This window comes from Methanosarcina acetivorans C2A (assembly GCF_000007345.1).
GTDB lineage: Archaea > Halobacteriota > Methanosarcinia > Methanosarcinales > Methanosarcinaceae > Methanosarcina > Methanosarcina acetivorans.
This window is the reverse complement of the sequence record NC_003552.1, coordinates 3,685,485-3,699,376: the sequence shown is the minus strand read 5'-3', so window position 1 is coordinate 3,699,376 and position 13,892 is coordinate 3,685,485. Positions and strand designations below refer to the sequence as shown.

Genomic DNA, 13,892 nt, shown 5'->3' with positions numbered 1-13,892 from the left:
TCAGATCCAGTACAAACTGACTAGCGCTAACAAAATAAAAAGTACGCCGAAAGTACCAATTATCACTTTATTTTGCTGCATCATTTTGTTTTGCTGTATCATTTCGTCTTGTTGCATGCGAATCATCCAGACCAAATATCTCCGATAACTATTTGTTCGACGATTCAACAAACCGGAATCCACTATCCTACCTATGTGATCTCACAATAAAGACCTTTCTATTTACATTCAAATAATAGGTTTTTTCAAGCAGCTATTCTGGAAAAGAGATCCTTGCCATTTTTCAAATATTCAATAAATTCTGGATCCGGTTCCTGTTGCATTTCAATACTACATTATATAAACCGAGGGAACCTATTTTTTGTAAAAGGGAATCCGGAGTGGGAGTGCCATGGCAAAAAGGCTAAAGGTTGCAAACCCGGCCCGCTGCATAGGCTGCTATTCCTGTATGATGGCCTGTGCAAGGACCTGGTACGATACCATATCTTTGAAAAACAGCAGAATTAACATCCAGACTCGTGGCGGAATCGAAACTGCTTATGCTATGATTGTCTGTCACGCCTGTGTTGACCCTCCGTGCATGAGAGCCTGCCCTCTTGGTGCGCTGACTAAAAGGAAAGGGGGAGGCGTTACTCTTAACAAAGAAATCTGCGACGGCTGCGGAAACTGTATCGAAGCCTGCATAGTTGGGGCAATTCATCTGGATGCAGAAAAAAAAGCAGTCATCTGCAAACACTGCGGGGTCTGCACAAAGTTCTGCCCGCATGATGTCCTTGAAATGATTGAGGTCGAAGACAGCGGGGAATTAAAGGTCACGGATACGAGCCCTGTTGAAGATACGAGCCCTGAAGGCCCTACTGCTTCCCATAAGGAGCTTTACGGGAAAAAAGAGCCTGAGGTGAAAAAATGACAACAGAACAGTACGCTATTCCGGGTCTTAAAAACGTGCTTTACATTGACCTGACCAATCAGACTTATCACATTGAGGAAAGACCGGACCTCTATGAAAAATACCTCGGAGGCATAGGAGTTGCCACAAATCTCATGCTCGAAGAATATAAAGAAGGTACAGAACCTCTTGACCCCGAAATGCCGGTAATTCTCAGCACCGGACCTCTCTCAGGCGTGTATCCCACCTGTACCAAAACCGTAGCGCTTTTCCGCTCCCCCCTTAACGGGGAACTTGGAGAGTCCTATGCGGGAGGGCACCTTGCCATGTCCCTGCGCTATGCAGGATTTGAAACAATCGTTATCAAAGGCTCTTCCAAATATCCTGTGTATGTGACGGTACACGATGACAAGGTTGCTTTCAGGGACGCATCCTCCATATGGAACCTCTCTTCTGCGATCGATGTGGGGCAGATCCTCCGCAGGGTGGAACCCGGTGCAGGAAGGCGCAGCATTATCAGGATAGGGCCTGCAGGGGAGAAAGGAGTTACGTATGCAAGTGTAAACGTTGATACCTACAGACACTTCGGGCGACTCGGGCTCGGGACAGTTTTCGGAGCAAAGAAACTCAAGGCTCTTCTTGTTGCAGGACACCAGGAACTTAGAAGCCCTGACCACAATGCCTACAAAAAAATGTACGGAAACCTTTACGAGACAATTGTGAAAACCGGGCTGATGGAAAAATACCACAACCTTGGCACAAGCGAAAATATCCTGGTCTTAAATGAACTCAAAGGTCTCCCTACACGAAACCTGCAGGCAACCTCAATCGAAGGGGTAGAAGACATCTCGGGAGAGAACTTTGCGGAAAAGTACCTGATCCGTAGGGTTTCTTGCGCCGGATGTCCCATAGGCTGCGTCCATGTAGCCATGCTGAAGCGTCAGTTCTCAAAAGCCCATGAATATGAAACCCTCAACATTTCCTACGACTTTGAATTAATCTACGCTCTTGGTTCTAATCTTGGCGTTACGGACCCTGAAGCCGTACTCGAACTAATTGACGCTTGCGAAAAAGCCGGGGTGGATATAATCAGCATGGGAGTTATACTTGCCTGGGTTACGGAGATGCAGCAGCGTGGGAAGATTTCCACCAGTGAGACCCTGGGACTCAAATTTTCCTGGGGTGACAAAGCAACATACCTTCGAGCAATAGAGCTGGTAGTCCAGGCCCCTAACGAATTTTATTCAGACCTTGGAAAGGGGGTGGATTATGCCTCCAAAAAATACGGGGGAGAAGATTTTGCAATCCGCTTGGGGGGGCTCGAGATTCCCGGCTACCACACAGGGCTTGGAAACATGCTTGGGCTTTCGGTCGGAGCCCGGCATTCCCACCTGGACAGTGCAGGTTATTCCGCAGATCAGAAAGCGTTTAACCAGCCTGTATCGGATGAGAAAATTGTCGACTATATTATCGATGAAGAAGACCGCCGCAGCGTCCTGAACTGCATGGTTGCCTGTCTCTTTGCCAGAAATGTCTATACATACGAAAACATGGTTCAGGCCCTGAAATGCATAGGGATAGAAAGAACCGAAGAAGAACTCAAAGAACTTGGAAAGGACATCTTCAGGAAAAAATACGAATTAAAAAAGAAATTCGGTTTCAAGTTCGAAAACCTTACTCTCCCGAAAAGGTTTTTTGAGACAGCCTCAACTACAGGAAAGCTCGAAGAAGCAAGGGTCAGGAAAGCAATTGAAATGTATGTAGAAAAAAGAGGAGTTAAGGCTCTCTGAAGCTGCCGCAGCCTCAGAGTCTTCAAATCTATTTAAAATCTCCAAATATATTTAAAAGTCCTTAATCTATTTAAAATCCCTGTTAAAAAAATTAAAATCCCTGTTAAAAAACCCTGAAATTATTTTCCAGGGTATTCAGGGCAGAAAAAGTTAAGATAAAGTTAGAAAAAAGGATTTTTTGAGAAGTTAAGTATTTGAGCTTTCAGATGCTGTAATATCTTTATTTGCCTTAGCTTTGTCCTCAAATTTATCTTCAGGGACTTTTTCAACTTTTACTTCAGCTATTTCACTGGCCTTTTGTTCAGCTGTTCTTCCTCCGCCCAGGCGATTCATAACCTTGCATGCCACAAGGTCGCCTGCTACATTCACTGCGGTCCTGCTCATGTCAAGTATTCTGTCGACTCCCATTATAAGAGCTATCCCGCTCGTAGGAATCCCCACGCTGTTGAGAATCAGGGCAAGGACAACAATTCCTACCCCCGGAATCGAAGGCGTACCAATGGATGCTGCAACAGCCATAACCATTACTACAAGGAGCTGGAAAGGCCCGAGCTCTATCCCGAAAACTTCAGCCAGAAAAACTGTAGCTACACCCTGATAAAGCGCAGTCCCGTTCATATTGACCGTGGCTCCCAGAGGGACTACGAACTGTGAGATCGAAGGTTTTACCCCTAACTTTTCTTCTGCAGTCTTGATAGATAAGGGCATAACTGCAGCCGAACTGGACGTGGAAAAAGCGAGGAGCATAACATCCCTTATGGCTTTAAGGAACTTAAAAGGATTATACCTTGCAACAACGGAGACAATAAGGAGGTTCAGGCACATGAGGAGCAGCAGGCTTGCAAGTACGGTGCCCACATATACCATCATTCCGAGCAGGGCTTCGATGCCCAGTTTGATAGTAAACTTGGTGAGTAGCCCGAAAACTGCAATAGGGGCAAGACTCATGCTCCATTTGACCACAGTCATACAGACAGCCTGCACAGAGTTAAGGACACCAACCATTGGAGTTGACTGTTCCTTATTCAGAGACACAAGAGCAATACCTATGATTATTGCAACGATCACAACCTGCAGCATTTCCCCACTAGCCAGAGCTCCAAGGGGATTCGAAGGGAGAAGCCCCCCGATAAGCGATGCGGGGAGGGTCAGAATCGAAGTATCGATATTCAAAGCAGACGTATCTACCTGAACCTCACTTCCCATTGCACTTTCAATAAGGTCCCCGCTTATAAACTGCCCGGGATGGATGTAAAGCGCCATTCCAAGCCCAATAGCAGCTGCGATTGCAGTCGTAATTACAAAATAAATTGCTGTTGAAACTCCTGTCTTTTTTAGGGCGCTCATGCTCTGGCTTGAAGCCACCCCAAGGATAATGGAGGCAAAAACGAGAGGGACCACAATCATCTTCAGAAGCCCGAGGAAGATATAACCCGGAATGGCAATCCATTCACTTATAATCTCTGCATAAGCGGGATCGACGTACCCTCCAAAAGGCCCGAGAAATAGTCCCAGAAAGATGCCGAGTCCCATGCCTATGAGAATCTTTAGCCAGAGTTTCTTCTCAAGTAAATCACGGAGCTGGTTACTCAGGGTTTTCAGGGAATTGTTGCGCCTGAAATCCAGAGGGTAATAAATGCGCATGATTCCGCCAGTGATTTCATGGCGAAGCGTTCGTGTTTCCTCTGCAATTTCCTGAGCGAACTCCCTCGGGTTCGGAATATAACGGTTGTCCTTATCTTTCATGGGGGATCACAATAAAAAAATCGTTAGGGAATTCAAAAGTTTACATCCTTTTTTTCAGGAATTTGGTTTAATTGAATAGGGTTCAATTGTAAATTTGATTCAATTGTAAATTTGATTCAATTGTAAATTTGATTCAATTGTAAATTTGATTCAATTGTAAATTTGATTCAATTGTAAATTTGATTCAATTGTAAATTTGATTCAATTGTATGTTACTTTCACATTAAATTATATAAAAGCTTAGAAAAATACGTCAATTTATCAAGTTGAGCTGACTCCACAAACAGGAATCTCTCCATTAAATAGTTGTATGAAGAATACAAACTGGTCTAAAGACAGAAAAAGAACCAGCGATAAAACTGGCATGAAGCAGTAGTTTTCAATAAACATTTCTGTAACATCGTAAAACAAAAGGGTCGCTTTCGGATATTCTTAATAAATAGCCGATTAATCAGGCCCAGTATCCAGAAAACAGGATTATTGAATCCGAAGGTAGCCTGGCTTCCTGCAGCAACCCTTTTCTGGGCAGTGTCAATACCTATGACTTCGGAACTTACACTCGATGGAAAGTAGCTGATAGAGCTGTTATGTTTGGTTGTGGAAGTGGGGACAATTGTAAGGGGCAAATAATCAAAGGTCCCATTTTTGATTTCATATGAAGAGTCTACAATTCCGTCCTTATAAGCATCCGTACAGTTTTCGGAAAAGCCTTTCCCGTTGGGGTTTGCCCAGTAGTTGCCTCCCAGGTAAGCTCCTCCTTAACAGTTGCTGTCTAGACAATAGTTTCGGTAAAACTAGAATTTGAACTGTTAGATCAAAGCTTGGAAAAAAGAGAAGAGAGCAAAGAAGTTATTGCTCCCAAATTTAATCACCTATTCAACCTACCGAGAATGGGATGATCAGAATACGCCATTAAGGACTGAAAGCTCAGATAAAGTAAATCCGCCTATACGGATAACCAGCTCATCGTCCTCGATGGTAATATCCACATTGAACTTTTCTTCTCATGGCTCGGTTACTGTTGTAGTTATACTATAAGAGTCGGTGTCTGTATCAGGTGTGACTGTATAGTTACCTGCTTCACCGATATATATGTCGGGTTCTGTTCATAGGAGATTCCTATAAAGTCGGCACCTTCTCGCACTATAGTCCATTCATAGACAGTGGCATTAGTTGACGCATCTGTAGAGTTGACTGTTAAAGGTGCCGCTCCTGAGGTAACATCAAAGGTGAAGTATGCCTCATCAGTACCTTCATTCTTCCTCTCACCAGACATTAGGTTCGGATGCCGTGGAAGTTGGAGTCACTCCGTAGTATGCTCCTGTGCTACATCCTGTTATGTAGTTACTGGTGGCATTTACATCCATGTAGGCAGATCCTATGTAGTTGAGAATACCATACCCAGTAACACCTAACCGGTATGTTGGGTTGGTAGCAAGTGTGTCGTAGACGCCTACTATGTTGTTCTCGTACACGTCCATTGTACAACCTGAGTAAGCGTTGTAGACCAGGATACCTGCTCCGTAGGAGTCATTGATCTGGTTGTGGTAGATGGTTAATCCATTGCCCCAATTCCAGACTGAGATAGCACCATTGTACTTTGCCCAGGTACATATCCCACTATCGTGGATTGTGTTGTTGTAGATGAGGACTGTCTGGGCAGTTGTTCCAGCTGTGCCTAATGCATCCATCAGCTGGATAGCATCAAGTCCGCCTTGGATATCGTTGTCGTAGATGGTGATATTGTTGGTCAGTCGGCTGATGGCATCCTGATTACCGATCTGAATACCTTCACTACCATACTTGGGTGCACTGGTTGTGCCTGTGTAGTCTCTTAGGATGTTGTCGTGGATAATTGCATCTTCTGAGTTGTCGAACCTTATACCCGCATTGGTAATATGCTCGATCTCATTATCATAGATGTCTGCTCCTAAGACCTGAGCACAGTAGACGGTAGCATGCTGCATATTCTCCGCTTCGTTTGCATAGTATGTGAAGTTTCTTGCATTGAAAATTCTTGCCGAATCTCCCATGCCATCATAGAAGTGGTTATCATGGATTGAGATGTTGTATGCAAAGTTTGCTTCTGAAGTCCCTCCTCTGATATAGATTGCATTGTAGAAACCCTTACCCCATTTTCTTTCGAGGTTATTGCTGTCGTAAGTTCCAAGGTGTGTAAGGTTTGCTTCATTACAATCGAATTCCAGGCCACAGATCTCTACGTCATGGGTTGCTGTATAAGTACCATCCAACTGACCAATCACAGGCACCATGGAGTTCCACATACAATCATCATTCAACCTAATGACTGCACCCGTAGTACTGATCAGTCTAGTATTATCTCCAATGAGAATAGTTTCCGTAATATCATAAGTAAAAGGACCTACAAGCTCAACCGTACCTCCACCGAGTGCATCTACTGCAGCGAGTGCTTGATTAATCTGCACCTGATCATCATCACCGTCAACCGTATAGTTACATCCGGACGGTCCTATTGTCAAATAAGTTAAGTTTCCTGTCCCTGGTTCTGTTTCCTCAAATGTGTAGAATACGCTGTAGTTACAGGGTTCTTCCCAGTCCCCGTTCACGTATGCGCTCACTCTCCAATAATAGGTGGCATTCTGTTCTACAGCCACATAATAGTAAGTATTCGTGGTTGTCCTATCCCTTGTTAAGGTATGGAAGTCAGAATACCTGGACACTTCAAGATGGTAATTTGTGGCATCTTCAACTTCTGTCCAATTAAAAGTTAAGGAGTTACTGGCATCCAGGGTTACATATTCATCAGCAGATGGATATATTAGCGTGGGAGCTGGCGGTTCTGGTTCCTCAAATGTGTAGAATACGCTGTAGTTACAGGGTTCTTCCCAGTCCCCGTTCACGTATGCACTCACTCTCCAATAATATGTAGCATTCTGTTCTACAGCCACATAATAGTAAGTATTCGTGGTTGTCCTATCCCTCGTTAATGTATGGAAGTCAGGATACCTGGACACTTCAAGATGGTAATTTGTGGCACCATCAACTTCTGTCCAATTAAAAGTTAAGGAGTTACTGGCATCCAGAGTTACATATTCATCAGCAGATGGATATATTAGCGTGGGAACTAGCGGTTCTGGTTCCTCAAATGTGTAGAATACGCCGTAGCTACTGGGGTTTTCCCAGTTCCCGTTCACGTATGCGCTCACTCTCCAATAATAGGTGGCATTCTGTTCTACAGCCACATAATAGTAAGTATTCGTGGTCGTCCTGTCCCTTGTTAAGGTATGGAAGTCAGAATACCTGGACACTTCAAGATGGTAATTTGTGGCACCATCAACTTCTGTCCAATTAAAAGTTAAGGAGTTGCTGGCATCCAGGGTTACATATTCATCTGCAGATGGATATATAAGCGTGGGAGCTGCCGATCCGATGGCTACTATTCCATTCAAAACAAGAGCTATAAAGATAGTAATCGTAAATAATCGCAAATAACATTTTTTAGCAAATATGTTCATTTATTAATGTCACCTCTCACATGAATTATGTCCTTTGCAAGCTAAGTTTAATTTTATTTCAGATAAAACATGTACTGAATTTTTACAGATTGCGCATTATATCTGCATTTATTGTATAAATAATGTGAGTATGAAAAATCCTGCTTGCAAATAGATGAGCGTGGATGTGTAAGGCTGATCAAACTTAAAAACTTGTCATATAGGGCAGGGTTCAAAGCTTCAAAATTCCTTAATTTTAAAACACTAAGATGACTAAAAATTTTTTTCCACGATTAAAAAATGACCTTTCAGGATAAAAAAAGACAGCTAAAAAACAAAACAGTTAAAAAGTGTACGTAAAATAATGGAAAATACCCCCTTCTGACCGATTGTTTATCTACTCTTGTCACCAAAACATTGTTGGTGGCACTAATGGTCTTGAAAATCCCAAAAGAATATCTCTCAACTTTTAATCGCCAATTACAGACTCAACTTTACAATGAACTGATGCAGGATTATTCCTTTCCTCGTGCTGTTTGCAGATCTCTGTCTGAGCTCTTCATTTCTTACATTGACCTATATTTCAGCAGTCAGCGCAAAGAAGGCCAGATTATCTTCCATGGAGTTTCCAAAGACGTTCCTCCTGGCGTACCAGTTAATGAGATGAATCTGGTTTCTGTCATTATCACTATCTACGACCCTGAAGACTGCAAAGTTAAGAACCAGCGAGAGCTGCTGGATAAACGGATCATGCGCATAAGTAATGAAGCACACACTCAGGGCGCTTTGCTCACCCAGGCTGACATCGCAATTCTTCTGGGAGAGAGTACAAAGACAATTTCACGACATATAGAAGCGCTGGAAGAGAATGGAGAACTGGTTCCAACCAGAGGAAAATGGAAGGATATAGGTCCCGGAGTAAGCCACAAAAAACGGATTCTGGAGCTATATCTTAAAGGGTACGAATATACTGAGATCGAGAGAAAGACCCAACATAGTGGCGAAGCCATAATGCGTTATGTAAAGGATTTTGCAAGAATACTGGTGCTGACTGAAGAGGGATTCGAAGATGAAGAACTCAGGATCATAACAGGGCTTTCTGAAAAAACAATTCAGGAATACAAAGAGCTGATTGAGACTTATTCTACCGAGGAATATCAGGAACGTTTAGACCAGCTTCATAGCATTTTTGGAAAAAAAGAGATCAGCAGAATGAACACGGAAACAGGTCCAAAAAACAGTTCGGGGAGATGGAGAAGATGAAAGTACCTTCAATGATTGAAACAAAGGTAACAAGCTCCCTGAAAGGTTCAGTTCTGGATCTGATACAAAATGATTACCAGTTTATTGCAGGTGACAAAATTCAGGAAATGTTTGCCAATGATCTCGTGGAAGTGGTGAGGAAATCTTATAGAGAGCCATGGAAACTAGAAGTTGGACAGATTTTGTGGTATGGAGCAAAGGCTTCAGAGAAGCCGAATTATGGTAAAAACAGTAAGAAAACACCATTAACACCAATTGTTTTGACCTTGATTTCCAAAGATGACCTGGAGATGAAGAAGGAAGGGTATTCAGATAGAGAAATAATGGAAACAAAAGTGGTTAGGATATTTAAAGAGGCATATGAACAGGAAGCACTGCTAACACATTCTGATATGGCATATCTGCTAAATGTTTCCACGGGTACGGTAAGCAAACAGGCAAAGGAGTATATGCAAAGAACAGGCGAGATATTGCCAACAAGAGGAATCATACATGATATTGGTAGAGCAGTCACTCACAAGAGGATTATACTAAACTTGTACATAAAAGGATATCAAACACCGGATATTGCAAGAATGACAAATCACACGCAGGAAGCGTGTGATAGGTACATTAAAGCATACAAGAAGGTAGAAAAGCTTAGCAAAACGATGAAAAGTGAGGAAATTGCACAAATTCTGGGAATGGGAAAATCCCTAGTAGAAGAATACATAAGAATTTTAAATGAGGAGGAATGAGTGATGGGCGAAACAAACTACGGCAAGTGTGAGTGCCTATCGGTCAAATGGGGGTTTAGAAAAAAGAAGGGAATGTAAAGTGCTTCTCTGCTTTTCCAAATTGTTAATCTCTTTATGTTTCGGACTACTTATTTCATGATTCTCTTGTTTGCAAAAAATACCGAAGCAAGGACCCCAAGAACCGCAAAGGCACTTTCAAATCCTGGTGCTTTCTCATCACCGTCAGTTGTTTGCTCATCTCCGGTGACTGTCCTGTTTTCTTTCTCTTCGGAAGGAGTGATTATTTCAGTGCTGAGTTTATCCCCGTAACCGCATATCAAGAGAAGCCAGGAGTTTCTGCAGTGAAATCGTAGTACTCATCATCTTCTCCGGTCATTTCCGTAAGAAGCGCATTTCATTCATCGTCATGGTACCTGTTTATCGTTATTGTGGATACGTCGACATCGTTTTCTTCGATCCAGCTCTTTGATACCCTGAAGTTAAGGGATGCTCCGTTGATGTTGCTTTCACTTTCAAACCTTTCGTTTCCTACAAGAATATTCATCTGCTGGTAGATTTCTCCGTCAAGACCAGCTTCGGAACTTCCATTATCATGAGTTTCAATCCTTATGATGACATTTCCGAAGTACTGAAGTGGAGTGAAACTGATTCCCAGTATGCCGGAAACAGGATTATTGAAGCTAAAGCTGATCTGGGTTCCTGCAGTAACCCTTTTCCGTGCACTGTCAACGCCTGTGACTCCGGAACTACCACTGGACGGGCATAGTTAGCAGAACTTTTGTGTTTGGTTGTGGTCGTTGTGGTTGTTGTGGCCGGAATCTCCGTTAGTGGCAGGTAGTCAAAGGTTCCGTTTTTGATTTCATAGGTGGAGTCTGCAATTCCGTCTTTGTCAACGTCCGTACAGTTTTCGGAAAAGCCTGTCCCGCTGGGGTTTGACCAGTAGTTGCCTCCGATATAAGGACCTCCAACTATACTTTCCCCTGAAGTTTTGCTGCTGTTCCGCTTAAAACAAGAAAAAGAAAACACGTAAGTGTTAAAAATTGTAACTGAGTTTTTTAGGTAGTAATGCCATTTTTTCAGGTCTCCTTAAAACTAAATTTAACCAGCAGTACATGAAGTTTAATTTTATTTCAGATGAAATCTCTACTAAATTTTTATATATTATATGTTATTTATGTAATTGACAGTACAAATATTTCGATCTTGATGGAGACCGCTTGCTAATAAATGGACATCGCTGTGCAAAAACGGTCTTGGAAATAGTATAAAAAATCGGGAAAAATGGAGATTTTCCTTCCTGGAAAGAGGAAGAAATTACAGCCTTTGAAAAGCTACCTGAATATTTACGATATCTCAAAATTTCATATTCACGGTACCTTTGGAAGTAACTGCTTCATCTTCAGGGCTTAAAGTAAGGATTTCACAGACAATCTCGTCAAGAGAAAGCATAAATTCATTCCTGATCCTTGAGATCATTGTACACTTTGGATCTGGAGACTCCACTTGCTTCATAAATTTTCCTTGAATTTACTTTCTCTAAATTGCAAGAGCAGCATGGATTCTGGCTTCTTTTTTCAGTAAAGCTAAATTTCTGCAGTTTTTTAATGGGTTTCTTAAAGAAATGATTAAAATATTGAGGGTAAGATCCCTTGCCCCGGAATAAGCTCAATTCCTTAGTTTTTTCGACTCTTTTTATTTTCGATTCTTTTTATTTTTGATTCTTTTTATTTTCGATTCTTTTTATTGGCTCTTCGCTATTTTGTGTGGATTGAAAATAATTACTCAGTTAGAAAGTAGCTAGGCCAAAACGAGAAACATCGATCTTGAATGTGATTTTCAACCATAAATGTTTCTAAATTTTAGATATGCTGCTTCGACATTTTAGAGATGAATGTAAGTTACCCACTCGAAACAGCGAAAAGCCAAGAAAGGTTTCTAGCTCTTAAGAGTCAAAACCTGAAAACGGTAAGAGCATATAATGTAAAGTTAAGTCTTCAAGAGTTTTGGGATTCAAAAAATAGGAAAGAAGCTACACAATATCTCAAAAAATGGTATTTCTGGGCAACTCATAACAGATTAACTCCAATAACTGAAGCAGCAAATACTGTTAAAAAGCATTGGAATGGAATACTGAACTATTTTGATTCAAAGATAAATAATGGAATACTCGAAGGAATTAACAGTATAGTACAGTTGCAAAAAAGAAATGCAAGAGGATTTAAAAACGTACAATATTTTATTAATATGATCTATCTAAAATTAGGGAAACTTGAATTTGAGTTACCCACATGAAATAGCGAAAAGCCTTTTTATTTTTCTCTCATATTCATAACTTCCAGGATTCCGGGCCGGATTTACTCTTTCGTATATACCTGCTTACCTGCTGCCCAGGTTTCAGCGACAACAGTAGGATTTTTTGAGTCAAGGCTGCCCTCGAGGATTACAAGATCCGCGACCATACCTTTTTTCAGTATGCCACGCTCTTTTTCCTGCCCACCGGCGTAAGCACCACCGGCAGTGTACATCCAGAGCCACTGCTCAAAAGGAAGCACCTGATCCGGGAAGATGACATTGCCTTCTCCGTCGCTCATAGTTGATCCCATCACAGAGCCCTTAATCGGGTCACGAGCATCCATAAATCCCCCGGGATCATCACTGCTGGAAGCTACAATTACTCCACCCTTTACAAGGTCACCGTAGGCGTACCACTTTCCATCTTCTAACATAACCTGCTTTGTATTTTGCGCCCGGGACAGAAACTGAGGCTGAATGCATGCACATCCGCCCATGGAAGCAAGGCGTCTGATCTGCAACGCGTTTATGAGGGTCACGTGTTCCAGGCGGGGTCTCATTTCAAATCCGGCTGGGGCTCGAAGAGCGGCATTCTCAAATGCCGTAAGCACTGCATCGGTTGTTGCGTTCCCAAATGAGTGGACGCATACCCGGAATCCCTTTTCTGTCGCTGCAAAGAGCATCTCCTCAAAATCATCTCTGTAGCATCCACTGTTTATGGTCTGCCCTCCGATTTTTAGAGAAAAGGCTACTGTTTCCGCTGTTGCTCCGTCAGCGAATAATTTGATAGGGCCCACACGCAGCCTTTCGTCTCCTGTCCCGGTGACCTGTCCTTGAAGCCGATCTCTCAGCCGATTATCAAGAAGGGTCTCTCCATGAGGCATCATCAGCACCGAGACAGGAAGCCGTCCTTCGGCGTGGAGCTGCCTGTATGCCGCCTCTGCAGCCGGGGTGGCGCCAGGGTCGTGAATGGCAGTGATGCCAAATTGGAGAAGCTCTTTAGCACGTGCCTCGATGAGGTCTGCAAGTGTTTCCGTGTCAGCTTCCATCACCAGTTTGAACACCGGAGCCTGGGCATACTCTACAAGCACTCCTGTCGGCGTCCCGTCACTTTCCCGAAAAATAATCCCGCAGCGTGGATCAGGAGTCGATTGATTGATGCCCAGAAGCCCCAGTGCCCGGGTATTTACTACGCTTTGATGGAATGTAGTCTGGATGAGAAGAACCGGCCTGTCGGAGCTAACCTCGTCCAGATCTTTTTTTGTCAGGTCGGCTCCACCCATTCTGGCATCGAACCAGCCGAAGCCGACAATCCATCCTGTTCCCGGTTCTTTTCGGACCTGCCTCCGAATGGCCTTCAGTATGGCTTCTTTTTCCGTTAAACCTATCAGGTTCGCCCAGGTAGGGAAAAAGCAACCGAATGAGGACAGGTGGTTATGGGAATCAATGAAAGCAGGAAGTAAATAACGGTTTTTGAGGTCACGAATTTCTGCATCGGGAAAAGATTTCAGGATATACGTGCCACCAACTGCGGCAATGCGGTCCCCTCTAATGACTACGGCCTCTGCGTATTTTTGCTCAGAGTCCATAGTGAGTATCCGGCCACCCGTGAATGCAATAGTTGAATCTTTTTTTGCATCAACAGTGTTTTCCATAATTAATCTCCTAAAAGTTTCATTTTTTATTGTTTACTGGTCCC

At 42.9% G+C, this 13,892-nt stretch carries 11 protein-coding genes and 1 pseudogene; 5 read left to right on the top strand and 7 right to left on the bottom strand.

From position 1 onward, the window contains the following. Positions 1–391 precede the first annotated feature (391 nt). Both MA_RS15530 and MA_RS15525 read left to right on the top strand, forming a co-directional pair. Positions 392–910 carry a 4Fe-4S binding protein gene (locus tag MA_RS15530; protein ID WP_011022904.1) on the top strand — a complete coding sequence of 173 codons (519 nt, stop codon included), beginning with the start codon at positions 392–394 and terminating at the stop codon, positions 908–910. Continuing rightward, on the top strand, positions 907–2,679 hold the full coding sequence (locus MA_RS15525) for an aldehyde ferredoxin oxidoreductase family protein (protein ID WP_011022903.1): 1,773 nt from the start codon (positions 907–909) through the stop codon (positions 2,677–2,679). Before MA_RS15530 ends, MA_RS15525 begins: the two co-directional genes overlap by 4 nt. 186 nt (positions 2,680–2,865) lie before the next feature. On the opposite strand, the gene MA_RS15520 is transcribed toward MA_RS15525, so the two are convergent. Then, positions 2,866–4,425: a dicarboxylate/amino acid:cation symporter gene (locus MA_RS15520; protein WP_157860275.1), complete on the bottom strand. Its 1,560-nt coding sequence runs from the start codon at positions 4,423–4,425 to the stop codon at positions 2,866–2,868. Between the two features lie 1,265 nt (positions 4,426–5,690). After that, positions 5,691–7,856 carry a right-handed parallel beta-helix repeat-containing protein gene (locus MA_RS15510; protein WP_157860274.1) on the bottom strand — a complete coding sequence of 722 codons (2,166 nt, stop codon included), beginning with the start codon at positions 7,854–7,856 and terminating at the stop codon, positions 5,691–5,693. Positions 7,857–8,333: 477 nt separating this feature from the next. Here MA_RS15510 and MA_RS15505 point away from each other — a divergent pair, with 477 nt between their 5' ends. Together MA_RS15505 and MA_RS15500 are read left to right on the top strand one after the other, a co-directional pair. Beyond that, the gene (locus MA_RS15505) at positions 8,334–9,164 is read left to right on the top strand and encodes a DUF1670 domain-containing protein (protein ID WP_052279173.1); all 831 of its coding nucleotides are present in this window, start codon (positions 8,334–8,336) and stop codon (positions 9,162–9,164) included. After that, positions 9,152–9,901, top strand: coding sequence for a DUF1670 domain-containing protein (locus MA_RS15500; protein ID WP_011020881.1), 750 nt, complete (start codon positions 9,152–9,154; stop codon positions 9,899–9,901). Before MA_RS15505 ends, MA_RS15500 begins: the two co-directional genes overlap by 13 nt. 128 nt (positions 9,902–10,029) lie before the next feature. On the opposite strand, the gene MA_RS28860 is transcribed toward MA_RS15500, so the two are convergent. From MA_RS28860 to MA_RS27285, 4 genes are all read right to left on the bottom strand, one after another. Next, positions 10,030–10,221 (bottom strand): PGF-CTERM sorting domain-containing protein, encoded by a 192-nt coding sequence (locus MA_RS28860; protein ID WP_048065568.1) that lies wholly within the window; start codon positions 10,219–10,221, stop codon positions 10,030–10,032. Between the two features lie 74 nt (positions 10,222–10,295). Further along, a complete protein-coding gene (locus tag MA_RS28855) occupies positions 10,296–10,592 on the bottom strand; it encodes a PGF-pre-PGF domain-containing protein (RefSeq protein ID WP_083755946.1) in 297 nt (98 codons plus the stop codon). Further along, complete coding sequence (locus tag MA_RS28850; RefSeq protein WP_011022900.1) at positions 10,508–10,927, bottom strand: NosD domain-containing protein; 420 nt, start codon at positions 10,925–10,927, stop codon at positions 10,508–10,510. The genes MA_RS28855 and MA_RS28850 overlap by 85 nt, the downstream gene beginning before the upstream one ends. A gap of 327 nt (positions 10,928–11,254) precedes the next feature. Beyond that, a complete protein-coding gene (locus MA_RS27285; RefSeq protein ID WP_157860273.1) occupies positions 11,255–11,413 on the bottom strand; it encodes a hypothetical protein in 159 nt (52 codons plus the stop codon). Between the two features lie 405 nt (positions 11,414–11,818). On the opposite strand from MA_RS27285, the pseudogene MA_RS15485 reads away from it, so the two are divergent. Next, a pseudogene (locus tag MA_RS15485) lies at positions 11,819–12,193 on the top strand (transposase); the annotation flags it as partial. Between the two features lie 62 nt (positions 12,194–12,255). On the opposite strand, the gene MA_RS15480 reads toward MA_RS15485, so the two are convergent. Beyond that, positions 12,256–13,848 carry an amidohydrolase gene (locus tag MA_RS15480; RefSeq protein WP_011022897.1) on the bottom strand — a complete coding sequence of 531 codons (1,593 nt, stop codon included), beginning with the start codon at positions 13,846–13,848 and terminating at the stop codon, positions 12,256–12,258. Positions 13,849–13,892 lie beyond the last annotated feature (44 nt).

Bases quoted from the DNA above. Each gene is read 5' to 3' on its own strand.
- MA_RS15530 (WP_011022904.1), top strand. From the start codon at position 392: ATGGCAAAAAGGCTAAAGGTTGCAAACCCGGCCCGCTGCATAGGCTGC.
- MA_RS15525 (WP_011022903.1), top strand. From the start codon at position 907: ATGACAACAGAACAGTACGCTATTCCGGGTCTTAAAAACGTGCTTTAC.
- MA_RS15520 (WP_157860275.1), bottom strand. From the start codon at position 4,425: ATGAAAGATAAGGACAACCGTTATATTCCGAACCCGAGGGAGTTCGCT.
- MA_RS15505 (WP_052279173.1), top strand. From the start codon at position 8,334: ATGGTCTTGAAAATCCCAAAAGAATATCTCTCAACTTTTAATCGCCAA.
- MA_RS15500 (WP_011020881.1), top strand. From the start codon at position 9,152: ATGGAGAAGATGAAAGTACCTTCAATGATTGAAACAAAGGTAACAAGC.
- MA_RS27285 (WP_157860273.1), bottom strand. From the start codon at position 11,413: ATGAAGCAAGTGGAGTCTCCAGATCCAAAGTGTACAATGATCTCAAGG.
- MA_RS15480 (WP_011022897.1), bottom strand. From the start codon at position 13,848: ATGGAAAACACTGTTGATGCAAAAAAAGATTCAACTATTGCATTCACG.